The sequence below is a fragment of the Peribacillus simplex genome (assembly GCF_900156045.1).
GTDB classification, from domain to species: domain Bacteria; phylum Bacillota; class Bacilli; order Bacillales; family DSM-1321; genus Peribacillus; species Peribacillus simplex_D.
In genome coordinates, this window is the sequence record NZ_FTMX01000003.1 from 216,437 (window position 1) to 237,260 (window position 20,824).

General features: G+C 41.4%; 20 protein-coding genes, 1 tRNA gene and 1 other RNA gene. 6 read left to right on the forward strand and 16 right to left on the reverse strand.

Annotated features, from left to right (window positions below):
- Position 1 precedes the first annotated feature (1 nt).
- Positions 2-478, forward strand: coding sequence for a helical membrane plugin domain-containing protein (locus BW986_RS12450; RefSeq protein ID WP_076368226.1), 477 nt, complete (start codon positions 2-4; stop codon positions 476-478).
- Positions 479-583: 105 nt separating this feature from the next.
- Here the strand turns inward: BW986_RS12450 and BW986_RS12455 are convergent, their stop codons facing one another.
- Both BW986_RS12455 and BW986_RS12460 read right to left on the reverse strand, forming a co-directional pair.
- Positions 584-1,552: a nuclease-related domain-containing protein gene (locus tag BW986_RS12455; RefSeq protein WP_076368527.1), complete on the reverse strand. Its 969-nt coding sequence runs from the start codon at positions 1,550-1,552 to the stop codon at positions 584-586.
- A 275-nt stretch (positions 1,553-1,827) separates the two neighbouring features.
- Positions 1,828-2,259: an Lrp/AsnC family transcriptional regulator gene (locus BW986_RS12460; protein WP_076368227.1), complete on the reverse strand. Its 432-nt coding sequence runs from the start codon at positions 2,257-2,259 to the stop codon at positions 1,828-1,830.
- Between the two features lie 166 nt (positions 2,260-2,425).
- On the opposite strand from BW986_RS12460, the gene BW986_RS12465 reads away from it, so the two are divergent.
- From BW986_RS12465 to BW986_RS12475, 3 genes are all read left to right on the forward strand, one after another.
- The gene (locus BW986_RS12465) at positions 2,426-2,998 is read left to right on the forward strand and encodes a beta-class carbonic anhydrase (protein WP_076368228.1); all 573 of its coding nucleotides are present in this window, start codon (positions 2,426-2,428) and stop codon (positions 2,996-2,998) included.
- Between the two features lie 42 nt (positions 2,999-3,040).
- A complete protein-coding gene (gene cynS, locus BW986_RS12470) occupies positions 3,041-3,490 on the forward strand; it encodes a cyanase (protein WP_076368229.1) in 450 nt (149 codons plus the stop codon).
- 129 nt (positions 3,491-3,619) lie between these two features.
- Positions 3,620-4,900, forward strand: coding sequence for a purine/pyrimidine permease (locus tag BW986_RS12475; RefSeq protein ID WP_076368230.1), 1,281 nt, complete (start codon positions 3,620-3,622; stop codon positions 4,898-4,900).
- Between the two features lie 129 nt (positions 4,901-5,029).
- On the opposite strand, the gene ssrA is transcribed toward BW986_RS12475, so the two are convergent.
- The 5 genes from ssrA to secG form a co-directional block, all read right to left on the reverse strand.
- Positions 5,030-5,391: a transfer-messenger RNA gene (ssrA, locus tag BW986_RS12480) on the reverse strand.
- A 123-nt stretch (positions 5,392-5,514) separates the two neighbouring features.
- Positions 5,515-5,982, reverse strand: a complete 468-nt coding sequence (gene smpB, locus BW986_RS12485; protein WP_076368231.1) for an SsrA-binding protein SmpB — start codon at positions 5,980-5,982, stop codon at positions 5,515-5,517.
- A gap of 67 nt (positions 5,983-6,049) precedes the next feature.
- Positions 6,050-8,407, reverse strand: a complete 2,358-nt coding sequence (gene rnr, locus BW986_RS12490) for a ribonuclease R (protein WP_076368232.1) — start codon at positions 8,405-8,407, stop codon at positions 6,050-6,052.
- Positions 8,408-8,440: 33 nt separating this feature from the next.
- The gene (locus tag BW986_RS12495; protein WP_076368233.1) at positions 8,441-9,187 is read right to left on the reverse strand and encodes an alpha/beta hydrolase; all 747 of its coding nucleotides are present in this window, start codon (positions 9,185-9,187) and stop codon (positions 8,441-8,443) included.
- Positions 9,188-9,327: 140 nt separating this feature from the next.
- Positions 9,328-9,561, reverse strand: a complete 234-nt coding sequence (gene secG / locus BW986_RS12500; RefSeq protein ID WP_076368234.1) for a preprotein translocase subunit SecG — start codon at positions 9,559-9,561, stop codon at positions 9,328-9,330.
- Between the two features lie 176 nt (positions 9,562-9,737).
- Here secG and BW986_RS12505 point away from each other — a divergent pair, with 176 nt between their 5' ends.
- Together BW986_RS12505 and BW986_RS12510 are read left to right on the forward strand one after the other, a co-directional pair.
- Positions 9,738-10,280, forward strand: a complete 543-nt coding sequence (locus tag BW986_RS12505; RefSeq protein ID WP_076368235.1) for a hypothetical protein — start codon at positions 9,738-9,740, stop codon at positions 10,278-10,280.
- A gap of 54 nt (positions 10,281-10,334) precedes the next feature.
- The gene (locus tag BW986_RS12510) at positions 10,335-11,177 is read left to right on the forward strand and encodes a M15 family metallopeptidase (protein WP_076368236.1); all 843 of its coding nucleotides are present in this window, start codon (positions 10,335-10,337) and stop codon (positions 11,175-11,177) included.
- 213 nt (positions 11,178-11,390) lie between these two features.
- On the opposite strand, the gene eno is transcribed toward BW986_RS12510, so the two are convergent.
- The 9 genes from eno to BW986_RS12555 all read right to left on the reverse strand — a co-directional run bounded on the left by eno (position 11,391) and on the right by BW986_RS12555 (position 20,682).
- A complete protein-coding gene (gene eno, locus BW986_RS12515) occupies positions 11,391-12,686 on the reverse strand; it encodes a phosphopyruvate hydratase (protein WP_076368237.1) in 1,296 nt (431 codons plus the stop codon).
- 30 nt (positions 12,687-12,716) lie between these two features.
- The gene (gene gpmI, locus BW986_RS12520) at positions 12,717-14,252 is read right to left on the reverse strand and encodes a 2,3-bisphosphoglycerate-independent phosphoglycerate mutase (RefSeq protein WP_076368238.1); all 1,536 of its coding nucleotides are present in this window, start codon (positions 14,250-14,252) and stop codon (positions 12,717-12,719) included.
- Positions 14,245-15,006 carry a triose-phosphate isomerase gene (tpiA, locus tag BW986_RS12525; protein WP_076368239.1) on the reverse strand — a complete coding sequence of 254 codons (762 nt, stop codon included), beginning with the start codon at positions 15,004-15,006 and terminating at the stop codon, positions 14,245-14,247. Before tpiA ends, gpmI begins: the two co-directional genes overlap by 8 nt.
- A 46-nt stretch (positions 15,007-15,052) precedes the next feature.
- Positions 15,053-16,237: a phosphoglycerate kinase gene (locus tag BW986_RS12530; protein ID WP_076368240.1), complete on the reverse strand. Its 1,185-nt coding sequence runs from the start codon at positions 16,235-16,237 to the stop codon at positions 15,053-15,055.
- Positions 16,238-16,484: 247 nt separating this feature from the next.
- On the reverse strand, positions 16,485-17,492 hold the full coding sequence (gap, locus tag BW986_RS12535; RefSeq protein ID WP_076368241.1) for a type I glyceraldehyde-3-phosphate dehydrogenase: 1,008 nt from the start codon (positions 17,490-17,492) through the stop codon (positions 16,485-16,487).
- 32 nt (positions 17,493-17,524) lie between these two features.
- Complete coding sequence (locus tag BW986_RS12540; protein ID WP_076368242.1) at positions 17,525-18,559, reverse strand: sugar-binding transcriptional regulator; 1,035 nt, start codon at positions 18,557-18,559, stop codon at positions 17,525-17,527.
- A 139-nt stretch (positions 18,560-18,698) separates the two neighbouring features.
- Positions 18,699-18,941, reverse strand: coding sequence for a glutaredoxin family protein (locus BW986_RS12545; protein WP_260320840.1), 243 nt, complete (start codon positions 18,939-18,941; stop codon positions 18,699-18,701).
- 14 nt (positions 18,942-18,955) lie between these two features.
- Positions 18,956-20,293, reverse strand: coding sequence for an RNA polymerase factor sigma-54 (gene rpoN / locus BW986_RS12550; protein ID WP_311316555.1), 1,338 nt, complete (start codon positions 20,291-20,293; stop codon positions 18,956-18,958).
- Positions 20,294-20,610: 317 nt separating this feature from the next.
- Positions 20,611-20,682: transfer RNA gene (locus BW986_RS12555), tRNA-Arg, on the reverse strand.
- Positions 20,683-20,824: the final 142 nt, after the last annotated feature.

Here is a 20,824-nt window from a genome sequence, read left to right on the forward strand (position 1 = left end):
CATGGCAGCTCCTATTACGGAAATCCATAATCCCATTACTGAGGAAGAAATAAAGCTACAAAAACTCGATGAACTGAAAACGCTGATCACCGATAATGAAGATGCATTGAACAATATGTTTAAAATCGTCAATGAACTGAATGACACGGGAGTATTCGAAGCCGCGACCTCCATGCTTCAAGGAAAAGAACAAATCGCGAAAATCGCTCTTCAACAAATCACAAGGCAACCTGTCACAAACCTGATTAATACCCTAATGGGGGCAACAGGAGCCCTGATGAACGCCGATGCCGCACAATCCACGAAACTGCTAAACAGTGCACTTGCAGGAATCGATGAAGGAAACAAATTCCTTCAGGCCGATAAGAAGATCGGAGTTTTGGATTTAATGAAAACATTGAATGATCCAGACATAAACCGGGCAATCGGCTTTGGCGTCCACTTCCTAAAGGGAATGGGCAAGGAATTAAAAGAATAGAATCGGAACAAAGACTCAAGAGAAGCTTCTTTTGAGTCTTTTTTTATCATGTTTGACGATATTGATGCAAAATTCCAGGAAAATGCTGATGTACATAGGGCCAAATCACTCATCAAAATACAGGCTGTACACCCTCCCCTTATTCGAACCACTGCTTGTCAGATTCAATGACTGCAAGATCCTCGTTGCACTGGATGCAGAGGAAATGTTTAAAAAATCCCTCAACTGCCGATTCGTTATGGTCGATCCTAATAGATAAAAATAATCTCGTAACGCCGGGATATGAGCTTTTTTACTGGATAGTTGGCATTGATGACAAATCCATGTGCCATGCTTTCTATATAACTGATTCCCCTTGCAATTCTCACATATCACTCCCTTGATAAGTTCCTCTTCGGTAAGGTTGTATCGATCAAGAATGGAAAAGTCTGCATCGATGTGGTGTTTATTCATTACGCGAACTGCTTTTTTCAAATCTTTTTCACTAAAAATGGAGTCTGTTATGGAGTCTTCCATTTGACTAATTTTATAAGGAAGTGCATCGCGATGGATAACTTTATAGTGGAGTTTATGGTTACCAGGAGCTGTACGGATGATTGTTTGGGGATTGCTGATGACAATTAAAGAAAGGATGGGAAGTGAGGGAAAACCATTTTTCAAGAACCAATTGGTTAACTGTGATTCTTGGCGGCTGACTTGTATGATGGGATCTGGAAATGCCGTTTCTTTTCCTTCTATCGTTCGAATGAGCTGGTTGAAATGCGAATCAAAATAGATTGCCCCTGCAATGTTCTTCACTTCAATAATAAGCGCATATTTCTTGGAGATTAATAAGGTATCCAGTTGAAAAAATCGGGATTGATCCTGCAGCCTTAAATCGTGGAGGATGTAATAGCTTTTCGGTTCAAGAAAGCTTAATGGAAAATCAATGGAACATTCCCCTTTATGGCCCGCTTCCCTTTTTTTGAGATCGTTCATAATTAAGGGGAGTATGGGGTGATTCGGAGGAAGCCTGTACGCTAATGCACTTAATTTGCGGATGGCAAGAGGAACTTTTCGCTTTTTTACAATCAATTTAATCGCTCCAATCTTGGTTTCTTCCAAAGGATTCTACAGCAGCAGGGAATATTCCTTTAAATGATGGCGATTGTACAATTTATCTGCGAAATTGGGAATATATCTTCAAAAATGGAGATATATCAGCGAAAACTCCTGATTTATCTGCGAATTATACGATTTATCGATTTTTCGACAAAAACAACTAAAATTTAGCAAAAAAAAGCCTTACTTCACAGAAATTGTAGTAAGGCTCTGACTATTTAAAATGTTACCTCCAAAAAAAAGAAACCTTATTTTAACTTTCCTATTGATAGGTTAACACGATAATTCCCGTACTTTAATAGCCGTCCTAGAAAGTTATCCAATTCTTCATTGGAAGCAAAATGCGTTTTTAATAAATAACATCCCTCACCACTTACACGATGTACTTCAGAAATTCCTTCTTCTTCTTGAAAGAAATCCATAAACTCTTGATGATTAGCTGTAGTTACGAACAAAGTAACAAATGCAGTCACGATTTGTCCTAATTTGATTCGGCTTATTGCGATTGTATATTGTTCAATAATCCCTAAATCCTCTAATCTTCGAATTCGATTTCCTACAGCCTGCCCCGTCATATGTATTTTTTGACCAAGTTCTTTCCATTGTATTCTTGAGTTTTCTCCTAATAATTTCAGTATCTCAAAATCTGTTTGATCAATGATATAAACCAATCCTTTCATCGTGAAAGCAGAAAGCCAGAAAGTGTTTCGCCAACTTATTCTGCTTATTGATACAATTCACTATACTTAGTTTACCCTCTTACACCACAATATTTTTCAGTTATATTCACCTATAACATAGAGGACGCAACAAAAAATACATCTAGATTTAAAGGAGGTTACAAATATGTTATTACAAGAAATTTTATCGTACAATGAACAATTTGTACAAAACAAGGAATACATGCCATATGAAGCAACAAAAATGCCGCAAAAACGTATGGTTGTTGTCTCTTGCATGGATGCTCGCTTAATTGAGCTACTTCCAAAAGCTTTAGATTTGCACAATGGTGATGCAAAAATCATCAAAAATGCAGGTGGTACGATTACCGATGCCTTCGGTAGTATCATGCGAAGTGTTGTAACAGCTGTATATGAATTAAATGCAGATGAAATTTATATTATTGGACACCATGCATGTGGTATGAGCCAAAGTAATCCAAAAGGAACACTTAAAAAAATATTAGATCGTGGAGTATCTTCACCAGAAATTTTATCAGCTATTGAATATGCTGGAATTGACCTTGAAAAGTGGTTATTTGGATTTGATAATGTCGAAGATTCAATTCAAGCAAATATTGATTTAGTGAAAAATCATCCATTTATTCCAAAAGACGTTCCTGTACACGGTTTAGCTATTGATCCTCACACAGGTAAGCTAGATTTGTTAGTTGATGGATATAAAGCATTAATGGTCTGAAAAATTAATTATTATTACTCAAATGGAAGGAAGTTATTAGATATGAATAGAAAAGAAGCTACGCAAAAAATTATGGAAGCAAAACTTGCAAAAGGTTTAACATGGGAAGAAATTTCAAAGTTAAGTGAAAACTCTGAAACTTGGGTTGTAACAGCATTATTGGGACAAGCTACAATGACACGTCCAGAAGCGGAAAAAATGGCCGCACTACTAGAGTTAGATGAAGAAGTAGTTCAAGCATTAACGGTAATTCCACATAGAGGTGAAGTAATGCAAATGCCTCCTACTGACCCAATCTTATATCGATTATATGAAATGTTATTAGTGTACGGACCAACCATTAAAGAATTAATTCAAGAAAAAGTTGGCGAAGGCATTATGAGTGCAATCAATTTCGAACTAGGTGTGGACAAAGAAGAAGATCCAAATGGCGGTGACCCTCGTGTAGTCCTTACACTTAACGGAAAATTTTTACCTTATCGCAGATGGTAATCGATTATAATAATCTATCTATATAATTGAAATAATTTTATAGACCTTAAAAATCCATCCTTTTTAATCTAACTGTATAGAAAGGATGGATTTTTCCTATGAGAATCTTTTTCGGCAAAGGAGAATAATATGAATAAAAAATATTTTGATACCAGCTTTAGTATCCTACAGTGGTTTGTGTTTCTATTAGCAAATGCAATTGCATTGCCTATCATCATCGGTGGCATATTCCATTTATCAATAGAAGATATCTCAACATTAATGCAGCGAACTTTTTTTATTGTGGGAGTAAGTTCATTTATACAAGCATGGTTTGGACATCGCTACCCCATTGCGGATGGTCCAGCCGGTTCATGGGTAAGTATATTTGTCATATTGGGACAAGTAGGTATGAATCAGGGACAGAGTGCAAAAGATGTATTACAACTTTTAGAAGGTGGATTAATTATTGCGGGTATATTACTCTTTATTCTTGGTATAACAGGGCTTGTGCATCGAATACTACGTTTATTTACACCTTTGGTTACAGGAACTTTTCTTTTAATCTTAGCTCTTCAGCTTAGTGGTGTGTTACTAAAAGGAATGATGGGATTGCAAGGAACTGTAACTCATCCTGATTATACAACAGCTACTATTGCGCTCTTTGTTTTTGCCATCATTACTTTCTTATCAATTAAAGGGAAAGGATGGATGAAAAGTTACGCTGTGTTACTTGGAATTTCATGTGGTTGGCTTTTGTTTGCTGTATTAGGAAAATCGTCTCATATGCCTTCACACACACCATTAGTTAAGTTACCAGAGATATTTGCTTGGGGCATGCCTAGATTCGATATTGGAATGACTCTAACTGCAACTTTATTTACATTTCTTTTAGTTGCAAATACGATCGCCGCCATTTCGGCTGTAAAACAAGTGGCTCCGTTATACAAAGAAAATGAAAAGCAAACACTGAACCGTGGTGTATGGGCCGGAGGTATATCACATGTTATTTCGTCGTTATTCTCTACAATTGGAATTGTACCATTACCTGCATCAGCAGGATTTATTCAACTAACAGGACAAAAAAAAGTGAAGACGTTCCTTATAGCAAGTCTTATATTAGCAGGAATTTCTTTTATCCCCTTAATTGTAAGCTTTATATCCTTGCTGCCAGGTCCTATTGCTAATGCCGCACTTTTAGCAACATTTGTCCAAATGATAGGAATTTCATTTCAATCGATTTTACGTGAAGAATTAAATCAACGTCGATTAACTATATTAGGAATTACATTATTAATCAGTTTGGGAATCATGTTCCTTCCAGAAAGTGCATTTAGCGGAATTCCTTCTTCCTTACAATATGTTTTAAGTAATGGTTTACTCGTGGGTACCATGATTGTCATTCTACTGGAACAGTTTTGGAAAGAGTAAAGTATTTATATACTTATTTATAAAAAGAAGTATTAGATGGATTTAATAATAGTAAAAGAAGCATATGTTGGCCAAAACGGCCATCTTATGCTCCTTAAAAACCAAATAAAAAACCACCAATATATGTATTGGTGGAGACGGTGGGAGTCGAACCCACGTCCAGACATAACGGCACTTAAGCTTCTACGAGTGTAGTCGATATATTCGCATTTCGCGAACTCATTAGCCTATCGACAGGCGGCAGAGCAGCTAGTCTGATTGGTCTCTTCCTTCATCCTCAGACGGTGGATTCCGGCGTATCCCACTTAGAGTGAGTCCCTTACCCTACCACGTGGGCCATGGAGGGAGGAACAGCTATCGACTGTTATTAAGCAGCGAAAGCTAGGTTGTTGTTTTGTTTGCCAGTTATAGGCGTTGACGTTTTAACGAGGCCGATCCCCTCGACTCGCAACTTAAGCTCGAACTATCCCTGTCGAATCCGTAACGTCCCCATGATTGAAATGGAGCGTACGAGAGAAGAATAGTCAGCAAGTTGGCTGATATTCAATTGTCATCGGTACAGGATTAATTATAACAGATTGGTTCAAAAAATCAATTGTAAGGTCTTGGCAGTTTTACATCTTCTGCCGATCACGGAAAGCACGTTCAATATCACGCTTCGCTTCCTTCTTCTTCAGGTCATCACGCTTGTCATATTGTTTCTTCCCTTTACCCAGTCCGATTAAAACTTTGGCAAAGCCATTCTTTAAATACATTTTCAAAGGGACGATAGTGTAACCTGTTTCCTTTGTTACACCGATCAGTTTACTGATTTCTTTCTTATGCAAAAGAAGCTTCCGTGTCCGCAACGGGTCATGGTTAAACTGGTTTCCCTGCTCATATGGGCTAACGTGCATATTATGAAGATAAATTTCACCATTTTCTATTTTAGCAAAGGCATCCTTCAAATTCACTCTGGCCGCACGGATTGCTTTGATTTCAGTCCCTTTTAAAACGATTCCCGCTTCAAATGTTTGTTCAATAAAGAAATCATGATAAGCTTTTTTATTTTGTGCTAGTTGTTTACCTGAGCCTTTTGGCATCTAACTCTCCCCTTTTTACATCCAATCGCGGCGAGAGGATGAAATGATCATCCCCCCGCCTCAATCTTTATCTCTTTTTTGGTTTTCTCTTGCGCTTGGCAGCTGGCGCATTTTCAAAGAATTTTTTCTTCTTTTTCGGTTTTCTTCCAGGGGAAGGCGAATCTCCATTACGGCCGCCGCCTTTTCCTTCATTACGTCCCCCATTGCCGCCTCGGCCGCGTTTGCGTTCACCTGAATTGGCCTTGAATATTTTCTTCTCGCCAGATGGACGCGGACGGCTTACCTTCATGCCGATAATTTCAAAATCGATGGCGCGCTCCTCTTTATTGACGTTGGAAACACGTACGTCGATCTCATCGCCAATCCGGAACACATTACCGGTACGCTCCCCGATCATTGCAAGCTGACGCTCATCGAAGCGGTAATAATCATCCGTCATGAAGCTGACATGGACAAGTCCTTCAATGGTGTTCGGCAACTCGACGAACATCCCGAAATTCGTAACCGAACCAATGATCCCGGTATACTCTTCGCCGATTTTATCCAGCATATATTCCGCTTTCTTCAGATCATCCGTTTCCCGTTCAGCATCGACCGAGCGACGTTCACGTTTCGATGTATGATCGGCAATTTCAGGTAAATTGGCATTCCATTTCTCCTTCGTGGCTTCATCCATTTTACCTTCCACCAAGTAGGTCCTGATCAACCTGTGCACGATCAAATCCGGGTAACGGCGAATCGGCGAGGTGAAATGTGTATAAAACTCAGCAGATAATCCAAAGTGACCTAAGCTCTCCGGATCATATTTCGCCTGTTGCATGGAACGAAGCATGACGGTTGAAATGACCGTTTCTTCCGGTTTACCGGCAACTGCCTCGATGATTTCCTGTAACGCCTTAGGATGGACGTCATTGGCCGATCCCCGTACAATATATCCGAAATTCGTAATGAATTCGAAGAAACGCTGCAGTTTTTCCGGCTTTGGATCTTCATGAATACGGTAGATGAACGGAACGTCAAGACGGTGGAAATGCTCTGCAACGGTTTCATTAGCCGCTAGCATGAACTCTTCAATCAGCTTTTCCGCTACCGACCTTTCACGTAAAACCACATCAGTCGGATGGCCCTCTTCATCAACGATGACTCTCGCTTCATTGAAATCAAAGTCGATCGCACCGCGGTTCATCCGGTTTTTACGAAGGATGGCCGCTAACTTCTCCATGTCCTGGAACATTGGCACCAACGCTTCATAGCGTTCGAGCTGTTCTTCATCTTTATCCACAAGGATTTTGTTCACATTGCCATATGTCATACGTTCCGTCGTCTTAATGACACTTTCAAAAATCTCATGATTGACGACTTTGCCATCTGGCGTGATTTCCATTTCACAAGATAGTGTAAAACGATCGACTTGCGGGTTCAAGGAACAAATGCCATTCGATAAACGATGCGGGATCATTGGAATGACCCTGTCCACCAAATATACGCTCGTCCCTCTTTCCAAAGCTTCCTTATCTATTGGAGATCCTTCCTTCACATAATGGCTGACATCAGCAATATGAACACCCAGCTTGTAATTGCCATTTTCAAGTTTAGAAACAGTGACGGCATCATCCAGGTCCTTTGCATCCGCTCCATCAATCGTGACCAAAACATCATTGCGCAAATCCCTGCGGCTGCCAATTTCACTTTCTTGAATGGTATCCGAAACGGCATTGGCTTGCTCCATTACGTCTTCAGGGAACTCCATCGGCAAACCATATTTATGGATCACGGAAAGAATATCCACACCAGGGTCATTTTTATGCCCCAGAATCTCAATGACTTCGCCTTCAGCACTTATGCGACCTTCAGGATAGGAAGTGAGCTTGACGACAACCTTATGGCCCTCTACCGCTCCATGTGAAGCGTGCTGTGGGATGAAGATATCGCTTGCGATCTTTTTATCATCGGGGATGACGAAACCAAAACTTTTGCTTTCGGAGTATGTACCGACCACTTGTGTAATTCCGCGTTCAAGTATTCTGATGACCGTGCCTTCTTGCCTTGAGCCCGATGTTTCCGAAGATACTCGTACCATGACGACATCTCCATGCATCGCTGTGCCCGTTTCATTTGGCGGAATGAAAATATCATCCATTCCCGGGTTATCGTCAGGTGTCACAAAAGCGAATCCCTTTGCATGTCCCGTTAATTTACCGCGGAACAAATTCATTTTTTGCGGCAGGCCGTAACGATTGCTCCTCGTTCTGACCACCAATCCCTTTTCTTCCATCTTCACTAAAGCCTTAACGAAATTCTTGAAATCTGCCGAGTCTTCGATTTTCAAAGCCTCTTCCAGTTCTTGTACCGTTAATGGCTTATACGCTTCATCCGTCATGTATGTCAGAAGCTTATTAATATGTTCTTGAATGTTATCTTCCATGAAAACCCTCCTATTCAGGGTATAATAAATTTGTTATTCGGACCAATCCAGACTTTCTAAAAATTCCAATACATCTTCATGCAACTGGTCTTTTTCTTTGTCAAGAGTTATGACATGGCCGGATTCTTCATACCACTTGATTCGTTTGACCGGTGATTCTATGGAATCAATAATAATATCGGCACTTTTTGGATTGATAACATCATCATGCCGGCCCTGCACGACAAATGTCGGAGCGTAAATAAGGTCGACGTGCTCACGTACATCCGTTATCAATCCCTGAAGGGCTTTCAATGTATTCATCGGTTTATCAGCAAGGAGGTCCATTTCAAGCTCTATTTGCTCTTGAGTTTTACCTTCATACTTCTTAAATTCTCTGGCGTACTCCAATACTCCTTTAAACATCATTTCTTCACTTTTGATATGCATAGGCGCACACATTGATACGATACCCTTTATAGGTACAGTGTAACCTAATTTAAGAGAAAATACGCCTCCTAATGAGAGTCCTGCAACAGCAATTTCTTCATGGCCTTTGCTTTTCAGAAAATCATAGGCCATCATGACATCTTTCCACCAATCTTCCGGACCTGTTTTCACCAGCTCCTCTGGGGGAACGCCATGCCCTTTATAGTGCGGGGCATGGCAGGTGTATCCCTGTTTCTCCAAATAACGGCCCAGCATCCGTACATCCGCCGAATTCCCCGTAAATCCATGTAAAAGTAAGACAGCCCTTTTTCCGCCTTCAAAAGTAAAGGGCTGCTGCAGCTTGATTTTCATGACTTCAAACTCCTTTATCGGTAAATAAAATGAAAAAAATCCCTATCTTATAATTAAGTACTAAAATCACTATATCTATTCATGCAACTATTGTGCAAAGAAAAAAGCCTAGCTAATTAGCTAGACTCATTTTTGATCCATTACACATCAAAGAAAGCAACAAGTAAAGTTAAAGCAAAGAAAAAAATCGCCAATACTATCGTTGCACGATGTAAAATCAGGTCCAAACCGCGTGCCTTTTGCTTTCCGAATAGCTGCTCAGCACCGCCGGCAATCGCACCGGATAAACCTGCACTCTTACCTGATTGAAGCAATACCGTCACAATGAGGGCGATACTGACAATCACTAAAAGCGTTATGAGAAATGCATGCATGCAATTACACCTCCTGAAAAACCAATAAACAATTACTTTAACTTTACCACACCCAATAAATATCCACAATCTTTGTTATACTATGATGGTAAGAATTCCTAAAAACCCATAGTCATTTATTTCTTTTTGAAACAAAGTTTGAGATAATTTCAATAAATAGAGAAAGAGGTGTCAACATGTTTAAGTCCATACTTCGGATTCTTGATCTCCTGACCATCCTATTCTCGGCGGTTGCCGGCTATTCTTTATGGACAGGCGGTAGCAATTTTATCAGTGTCCTATTAATTATCCTATCACCGCTTTTATTGCTGCTGGCAAAGTATCACGGAAATCGATACTTATTATTTGCTGCATATATCACGACAACCGTTTATTTTACTGCTATTATTTATAATGGACTTTCCAATAGCGGTACCGACTTTTTCCAAGCCAGCTTCAATGTCCTCCTGATCGGGGCGGCAGCCGCCTTGCTGAGCGTCATAGCAGCGGTCATTGGGTTTGGGACCAATACTCTTACGATTCTTTGGTTATCGTTTCACGCCCTTGTCACATTCGAGACATTCAGGATGTCATCTGGTTTCCTTTCGAACTTTTGGTCTGATCCCGTCGTGGAAACAGCAGTTCGTAATGATTATCCATTTTTATTGATGGTCGTCTGGATTGGCTTATTCCTTGATAAATATCAAAGTGAATTAACAAGGGATTACTTATCACGATAATTTTTAAAACTACTTTTATTGGAAATCTTATATTAAAAGCAAGGGGCCTTTCATATGTTAAAACCTATATTTGCAGCAACCGCTCTATCATCTTTCATTCTGATGGCTGGCTGTTCATCCGACCTGACAAGCGATCATGAAAAAGAGCAAAAAGAAGAACAACCGAGCTCCCAGGATACAGATACGGATACGGAGACAGAGACAGAAGCCGACAAGAATGATGATTCAAAAGAATCGGCCCAACGCCAGGTGGAAGTTGATGAAGCGGCTAAACCGGCACAGGCTGGCCTTCAGACGTTAGCCCATCCGGAAGACATACCTGTACTTGTCAATAAACAATACAGCCTGCCTGAAGATTATAAACCTGATGACCTTATCTACCCAAAAGTGGATTTCATCTTTCAAGATAAAATCGAAAAAAGAATGATGCGTGAAGAAGCGGGGAAAGCTCTTGAAGTAATGTTCCAGGCTGCCGAGAAAGACAACATGCACTTTGCCGGCGTTTCCGCTTACCGCTCACACCAAACACAAATCACGGTCTTTAATAACTATGTGGCTAAGGACGGGGAAGAAAAAGCGAAAACCTACAGCGCAATGCCTGGGACAAGCGAGCATGAAACGGGCCTGGCGATTGACGTCACGACCCACGACGGTGCATGCGCTGCCCAAGACTGCTTCGGTGATACGAATGAAGCGGCCTGGCTTGCTGAACATGCACATGAATACGGATTTATCATCCGCTACCCTGAAGGCAAGGAAAACATCACAGGGTATAAATACGAACCATGGCACATCCGTTATGTTGGTGTCGCTACCGCAACTGAAATCTTTGAAGCGAAGATTTCATTGGAAGAATACTATAATGCCGTACCAGTGGAAGCTGTATCGAATAAATAAAAAAAGGTGCCCGGATGCGGCACCTTTTTTTATTAATCAAACGTTTGATTAATTTCTTTTATCAGCCCTGATCCAAGCGGAACCAGTGACTGGACGGCTAACGTTGTAAGCAAAAAAACTCCCATCCAATGTGAATTCTCACATTGAATGGGAGGTGAAAAGAAATCACTATGCAGAACCCATCTTCTTGTCAGAAGCGGAATCCCAAAATAATTACTTCTTCAAGTTATAGAAAGATTTCAAGCCTGCATATACAGCCAAGTCACCAAGCTGGTCTTCGATGCGAAGTAGTTGGTTGTATTTAGCGATACGGTCTGTACGGGACATGGAACCAGTTTTGATTTGTCCTGCGTTTGTTGCAACGGCAATATCAGCGATCGTTGCATCTTCCGTTTCACCTGAACGGTGGGAAACGACTGCAGTGTAGCCTGCGCGTTTAGCCATTTCGATTGCATCAAACGTTTCTGTCAGTGTACCAATTTGGTTCACTTTGATCAGGATGGAGTTACCGATGCCTTTTTCGATGCCTTCAGCCAATTTTTTCGTGTTCGTCACGAAAAGATCGTCACCAACTAGTTGAACTTTAGAACCGATGCGTTCCGTTAAAAGTTTGTGGCCTTCCCAGTCATTTTCATCCAGGCCGTCTTCGATGGAAAGAATAGGGAACTCATTCACTAGCTCTTCATAGAAAGCAACCATTTCTTCGGATGTAACACCATTGCGGCCTTCGCCTGCAAGATCATATTTGCCTGTTTCTTTATTATAGAATTCAGATGAAGCTACGTCCATGCCAAGATAGATATCTTCGCCTGCTTTATAGCCAGCCTTTTCAATTGCCTCGATGATGACTTGTAGTGCTTCACGGTTCGAACCAAGGTTTGGCGCAAAGCCGCCTTCATCGCCGACTGCCGTATTCAAGCCTTTGGCAGAAAGGACAGATTTCAAAGCATGGAATACTTCAGCACCCATACGAACCGCTTCTTTGAAGCTAGGAGCGCCTACAGGAAGGATCATGAATTCCTGGAAGTCAACATTGTTATCGGCATGTGATCCGCCGTTAATGATGTTCATCATTGGAGTTGGAAGTTGTTTCGCATTGAACCCTCCAAGGTAACGATACAATGGTAAACCTGAAAATTCCGCAGCGGCATGGGCAGCAGCCATTGACACGCCAAGGATTGCATTAGCTCCCAGGTTTCCTTTGTTTTCAGTGCCATCCAATTCAATCATAGTAAGGTCAAGGCCTGCTTGGTTCGTTACATCCAAACCGATGACAGCTTCAGCAATGATATCATTTACATTATCGACTGCTTTTTGTACCCCTTTACCCAGGTAACGAGATTTATCTCCGTCACGAAGCTCAACCGCTTCGTGTTCCCCTGTTGAAGCACCTGATGGTACGATTGCACGTCCGAAGTATCCGGACTCTGTTTGGATTTCTACTTCTATTGTTGGGTTACCACGGGAATCTAGCACTTCACGTGCATATACATGTTCAATGTACGGCATTATAAATCTCTCCTTTTCCTATTCACAATTTTATTTAGATAATAGGGATTTCCCTGTCATTTCAACAGGTTTTTCGACTCCAAGCAAATCAAGCATCGTTGGAGCTAAATCACCTAAGATACCACCTGTTCTTAATGTTACCTGATTTTTAGTGATAATGACAGGCACGGGATTCGTAGTATGGGCTGTCATGGGGTTGCCTTCAAGCGTCACGACTTCATCAGCATTACCATGGTCAGCGGTAATGATTGCTGTACCGCCTTTTGAGACGATTAAATCGACAATCCTGCCTAGGCATTCATCCACTGTTTCAATCGCTTTAATGGTAGGCTCAAGCATCCCTGAATGACCAACCATGTCCGGGTTGGCAAAATTCAAGAGAATGGCATCAAAGCGGTCAGCCTCAATCTGTTCCACCAATGCATCCGTCACTTCATAAGCACTCATTTCCGGTTGTAAATCATATGTAGCGACTTTCGGAGAATTAATTAAAATCCTCTCTTCACCAGGAAACTTCTCTTCACGTCCGCCGCTCATGAAAAACGTCACATGCGGATATTTTTCAGTTTCAGCGATACGAAGCTGGGTAAGCTGGTTTTGGGAAAGTACTTCCCCTAATGTATTATCAAGATTTGTCGGATTAAATGCAACATATCCGTCAACTGTTTCTGAAAAATGTGTCAAACAGACAAAATGGAGATGCTTCGGATGTCCAGGACCGCGGTCAAATGAGCGGAAATCCTCATTCGTGAACGTATTGGAAATCTGGATCGCCCGGTCTGGACGGAAGTTATAAAAGATTACGGCATCATCATTTTTTATCGTTGCCACCGGCTTACCGTCTTCCGCCGTTATGACCGAAGGTATCACGAACTCGTCAAAAATACCATGTTCGTAGGAATCCTCGACACATTCCATTGCAGAAGAGTAAGCAGGGCCATCACCATACACCATCGAACGGTAGGATTTCTCCACACGTTCCCATCGCTTATCACGGTCCATCGAATAATATCGTCCGGATATGGTCGCAAACTGACCAACACCGATTTCCTTCATTTTCGCTTCCGCTTCCTTAATATAACCCTGCGCCGTTTTCGGTCCGACATCACGGCCATCCAAAAATGCATGTACATATACATTTTTAACTCCTTCTTTTGCGGCCAATTTCAGCAGGGCATACATATGATCGATATGACTGTGCACGCCGCCATCTGAAAGAAGACCGAAAAGATGAAGGTCCGTGCCTTTTTCCTTGGTATGGCTCATGGCATCGACCAAAGTTGGGTTTTGTGCAAACTCGCCTTCACGAATAGCCAGGTTCACACGGGTCAGGCTTTGATAAACGATCCGACCTGCCCCGATATTCAAATGCCCAACTTCCGAGTTTCCCATTTGACCGGGAGGCAAGCCGACCGCTTCCCCGCTTGCCGTTAAATGGGAGTGAGGATACTGTTCCCAGTAACGGTCAAAGTTCGGTTTTTTCGCATGATAAACAGCATTTCCCTTTTCTTCGTTACGGCAGCCAAATCCGTCTAAGATGATAAGTGCCACAGGCGACTTACTCATAGTGACCAGCCTCCAGCAATTGTAAAAATGAATCGGGTTTCAGGCTTGCACCGCCAACCAACGCACCGTCTATATCAGGCTGTGCCATGTACTCTTTAATATTCTCAGGTTTTACACTGCCACCGTACTGAATGCGGATGGCTGCAGCTGCTTCATTTGAAAATTTGTCGGCAACAACTGAGCGGATATGTGAACAAACTTCATTTGCATCTTGAGCAGATGAAGATTTTCCTGTTCCAATCGCCCAAATCGGCTCATAAGCAATAACGGCTTGTTTCAATTGATCGTCAGATAAACCTGCCAGGCCTTTTTCAATCTGGCTGCCTACGAAATCATTCGTTTCGCCAGCTTCCCTTTGCTCAAGTGTTTCACCGCAGCAAACGATCGGGGTCAACTGGTGGGCAAAAGCGGCATGAGCTTTTTTATTAACGGCTTCATCCGTTTCGTTGAACATTTCCCGGCGCTCAGAATGACCAAGAATGACGTAGGATACACCAAGATCAGCTAATGCGATTGGGCTGATTTCTCCTGTGAAAGCACCGCTTTCTTCAAAGTGCATGTTCTGCGCCCCGATTTTCACATCGGTTCCTTTTGCTGCTTGAACCAGCTGATCCAAAAATAAAGCTGGAGCACATACAACCGTATCAATTACATCTTGCTTCGGAATCAAATTGCTCACTTCTTCTAAAAAGGCAGTCGCTTCAGATAGTGTTTTATTCATTTTCCAGTTTCCTGCAATAATCGGTTTACGCATTTGGTTTCTCATCCCTTCTAAAGTTGAAATATGTAACGGATTGATCTTATTTATCGTTCAAGGCCACAACGCCAGGCAACTCTTTGCCTTCCATGAACTCAAGAGATGCACCGCCGCCAGTTGAAATATGGGACATCTTTTCTGCCAAGCCAAACTTTTCTGCAGCTGCGGCTGAATCTCCTCCGCCTACAATGCTGTACGTATCTTTTGCTTCCGCCAATGCTTCAGCAACCGTTCTCGTTCCATTCGCAAATTTATCGAACTCGAATACACCCATTGGTCCATTCCAAATGACAAGCTTAGAACTTTTGATTACATCCGCAAATAAATCACTTGTTTTTGGACCGATATCAAGAGCCATTTTATCATTTGGAATAGCATCGATATCGACATTCTCTGCCTCTGCATCAGGTGAAAATTCAGCCGTTACGACTGCATCGATAGGCAAATGAAGTTTTACGCCCTTTTCTTTTGCACTTTCGATGAAAGATTTGGCCAATTCTATTTTGTCTTCTTCCAATAAAGAATTACCGATTTCATGACCTTGCGCTTTAATGAATGTATAACCAAGACCACCACCAATGATCAAGTGATCGACTTTTTCCAAAAGGTTTTCGATGACGCCTATCTTATCCTTTACTTTTGCTCCGCCAATTATAGCTGTAAAAGGACGTTCCGGGTTCGATAGGGCCTTTCCTAGTACAGAAAGCTCTTTTTCCATCAGCAATCCGGCAACAGCTGGGAGATGGTGCGCTATTCCTTCAGTTGAAGCATGTGCACGATGCGCAGCTCCGAATGCATCGTTAACATAAACATCAGCCAGGGCAGCAAATGACTTCGCCAATTCTTGATCGTTCTTCTCTTCTCCTGGATAGAAACGAACGTTTTCCAACAACAGGATTTCGCCATTTTGCATGTTACCAATGATTGATTGCACGGTCTCTCCGTAAGCTTCTTCTGCCTTTTTCACGTCTTTGCCACTAAGTTCGCTTAATCTTTTTGCAACAGGTGCTAGACGCAATTCTTCAACGACTTGTCCTTTAGGACGGCCAAGGTGGCTGGCTAAGATGACTTTAGCTCCCTGTTCCGTCAGATAGGAAATCGTCGGCAGTGCTGCTTTGATTCTAGTATCGTCCGAAATCTTTCCGTCCTGCATCGGCACATTGAAATCAACACGGCAAAATACGCGTTTCCCCTTTAATTCAATATCTTTAATCGACTTTTTATTCATAATCCAAGAACCCCCTTAGATATTGTTATCATATTTTTGATTCTTTTAGCCAAAAAGGGAGAGGGTAAATTTCCCAACTCCCCTTTTCTCTTTTTCATTATAGTCGGTTTGCAGGAAATTATCCAAAAACAAGAAATGTAAACGCTTGACTGATTAATGACTTACTAATAATATCATCTTCTGCCAAGTTTTTTTAGAGGTGTGATAAAAAAAACCTCACCTTGGTGAGGTTTTTTTATTATTCTAATTACAATCCTTTTTTAGCCAAATAGTCGATCAAATCAACAACACGGCTAGAATATCCAGTTTCATTATCATACCAAGATAACACTTTAACCATGTTCCCTTCCATTACCATTGTGGAAAGGGCATCAATTGTAGATGATGATGGGTTACCGTTATAGTCAGTTGATACTAGCGGAAGTTCGCTGTACTCAAGGATTCCTTTCAATTCGCCTTCAGAAGCCTTTTTGAATGCTGCATTAACTTCTTCAACTGTTGTGTCTTTTTCAAGCTCTGCAACAAGGTCGACAACAGACACGTTTGGAGTAGGTACGCGCATTGCCATACCATTCAATTTCCCTTTAAGTTCAGGAAGGACAAGTGCAACAGCTTTTGCTGCCCCAGTTGTTGTAGGAATGATATTCTCGGCAGCTGCCCGTGCACGACGGTAATCTTTATGAGGCAAATCAAGGATTTGCTGATCATTTGTATAAGAGTGAACAGTAGTCATCATACCGCGTTTGATTCCGAATTGTTCATGAAGCACTTTAGCAAAAGGTGCCAAGCAGTTCGTTGTACAAGAAGCATTAGAGATAACATGGTGGTTTGCTGCATCATATTTGTCTTCATTTACACCCATTACAATCGTGATATCTTCATCAGATGCAGGAGCAGAGATGATTACTTTTTTCGCGCCAGCTTCTAAATGCTTAGCTGCATCCGCACGTTTTGTGAAACGTCCTGTAGATTCAACAACTACTTCTACACCCAGTTCACCCCATGCTAATTGTGCAGGATCACGTTCAGCCAATACTTTTACTTTGTGACCATCAACAACAAGGTAATCCCCATCAACTGTTACTTTTTCATTAAGAGATCCATGAATTGTATCGTATTGAAGAAGGTGCGCTAACATATTAGCATCTGTTAAGTCGTTAATAGCAACAATCTCTACCCCAGGATTACTCAATGCCGCACGAAATACATTACGTCCAATACGTCCAAAACCATTAATACCAACTTTTACTGCCATGAAAAATTCCTCCTTTTAAGTTCGCAATTATATTAAGGGGTGTAATTCCCCTGAATTAACTCTTGTGCCGCTGCTTCATCCGTGATCAAAACCGTTGATGAAGGTGCGCCTTTCATGTAGGAACGGATAGCCTTTGCTTTAGTTTTGCCACCTGCCACAGTTATCACTCGCTTTTCAGGGCTAAGGTCATCTAACTGGATGCCGACTGTCAAAACTTTATGAACAACTTTGCCGTTTTCATCGTAATAATAACCGAATGCCTCTCCTACAGCATTTCCATCTAACAGCTTCTTTAACATTTCTGGCGATGAATTTCTTCTCTCTGCCATCGCCATGGCATCACCGATTCCATGAATGATCATATCGGCAGATTTAATTTGGGATATCACTTCTTTAATTGCAGGTTCCTTCTGAAACGAAGCATACACCTCACCGCTTAATTGATCGGGTACATATAACACTCTGTATAAGGCCTGTGCCTTCTGTGCCATTTTTTCGACAATCGTATTGGCCTGATTCTGCACCGCTTCACCAATTCCCCCGCGGGCAGGGACAAATATCAATTTCTTCGACGCTTCATCAGGTGACAACGAATTAGCCACTTCCGCCATTGTCGATCCGCCAGTAACCGCAATGATATTCTTTGAGTTCCATTCCCGTTTCATACGGTTTGCACAAGCTTTACCCAATTCTTTTTTCACCCATGGGGTCTCATCACAATTTCCTGAGACAATAATGACCTCATTCACTTGTAACAAATCCTGCAATTGCCGTTCCATTATGTCTATACCCATTACTTCACGCATTATTCCTTCTAACTTATCCAGGATTTCAATCCCTTCATCAGTCAGCGTCATGCCAGAACTGAATATGTTAACCAGGTTCTGACTTTTCAGAAAATCAACCTCGCCTCTAAGCGTCCGTTCTGTCAAATTAAGGCTCACGGACAGACTGCGCCTTCCAACCGGCTGCATCATTTTGATATAACGCAGGATATCATATCTTTTTTGCATAACCAGAAGGAAATCTGGTAATAATTTTCTTTGTACCTCGAGTAATGTACGCATATTTAAAACTCCTAAAAAGTTAAGTTGGACATTTAATGTCCCGCGTAGTCATTTTCTGTCCCACTTAAAACAAAAAAATATTCCTGCTACATATTTTATTCTAGCAGGAACGGAATGTTTCTTCAAATGATTTGAAAAATTATTTTTCCAAAAGCCTATTTAGAGCTGATTTATCAACATTTCCGTATTGAACGATATCATCTTTCCATTCTACGACAGGAATCATCAGCCCGAATTTCTCTAGCAAATCATCATCCGTATGGATATCGATTTCCTTATAGCCTATGCCCGACTCCGCTTTCACTTCTTCAAGTACCTGCTTGGCCTTATCACATAACGGGCATTTATCCCTACTATATAAAACAAACGCATTTGATTCCAAACCACTCATCCTTTTCAATCATATCTTTTTCGTTTAGATGAAGAAGGGATCCCTAATTGTTCCCGGTATTTGGCAACGGTTCGGCGTGCCAGGATAATTCCATGCTCCTCTTTCAACCGTTCTGCCAGGTCTTGATCCGAAAGCGGCTTTTGTTTATTTTCCCCATTGATGGCTGCCTGCAGGCTCTTTTTTGCTTGCATGCCCGACATATCTTCATCAAGGCCGACTGACTGCAAAGAAGTAGTGAAAAATATCCGCATCTCTATCGTTCCAAATGGTGTCTGCACGTATTTCCCTTTAACCGCCCGGCTAACTGTGGACTCATGTATACCAAGTTCGTCAGCTATTTCTTTCATCGTCATCGGCTTCAAATAGTTCAGGCCATGATGAAAGCACGCCGGCTGTTTTTCGACGATGCACTGAATGACCTTCAATATAGTTTCTTTTCTTTGTTGGATCCCTCTGGAGATCCATTGGTATTCCTGCCACTTATCCTGGATAAACCGTTGAACTCCCTGATCCTTATGGCTCTTCATTCTGTTTAAATACCCTTTATCCACATTAAGGTTGGGTGTGTTACCATCATAATTCCCTACAAGCAGCATGCCATCCCGAACTTCCACGACCACATCCGGCACTATATAAGAAGGCTTTTCCTGAAAAAAGAGCGAAGCCGGACGCGGGTTCAACGTCTGGACATAATCAAATACTTCTTGAATCTCCTTCATTGTAACACCGATTTTCTTACTTAGGTCCTTCCAGCGCTTTTCAGCAAAATCGAGGAAATGATTTTCTATGATCGATTCTGCCAGCAGGTCCCCCCCTTCTGCTATCACCTGAAGCAAAAGGCATTCCTGAAGGTTTCTCGCTCCAATGCCATGCGGCTCGAGCTCCTGTAAAATCGAGAGACTCTCTTCCAAAACGGCCGGAGATATGCCTGGGACGCATATATCATCCAGCTGAATCCTCAAGTAACCGTTTTCATCAAGGTTATGAATTAATAGCAGCATTGCCTTCTGCTGCTCACCCGAAAACTGCTGGTGATTCACCTGGGACATGATATGCTGTTCAAGCGATAAAGTATCTTCACTGATCTGTTCAATCCAATAGTTGGCATCATACGTATTTTTAAGAGTCCGTTTACCCTTTTTCCGGTCAAAAGTTGGCTGAAATAAAGAAGATGTTGGCTGATCTATGGACAGTAATGGATTCTCCACCATTTTATTTTCTAAAAAAGCCGATAGCTCCTGCGAGGAGTATTGCAGCAATGTAATAGCTTGCATAAGCTCCTGGGTCATTGCCATCTTTAATGTTTGCTGTTGAAAAAGTCCTGCTTTCATATTCATACTCATCGATTCATCCCTCCCCCACTCCATTTTACATTATCAGGAGAAAATTCTACACAAAAACCCATGAAAACGCTTACGATTTTTTTCTGAATAGTTTATTTGTTTTAAATACTATATGTTAGAAATGCAAATTTAACAACTACTTTTATTGAAAAACCACCATTTTTCAATAGTGTGGGCGGATATTTTCAAGATAGGAATGGCATTACAAGATTCGATGGAATATTACGGAAATCGAGTGAATTCACCAAAAATCTTAGGGAATCGTTTAAAAATGCCCAATAAAAAATCCCCCACTTTATTAAGCAGAAGATTGGTAATGCCCTCGGCAGGAATCGAACCTGCATTTCAAGCTTCGGAGGCTTGCGTTCTATCCGTTGCACTACGAGGGCGTGATAGAAAATATTTTTTAACAGACTTCATTATATGATAGAATCCCCTTCTTTGCAAGGGGTATCAGGTTTAAAACTTTGTCTTTTGGGTATTATGGGTAATGTGGAAATTCATCCCTGTGCGGCATAAATATAAACTAAT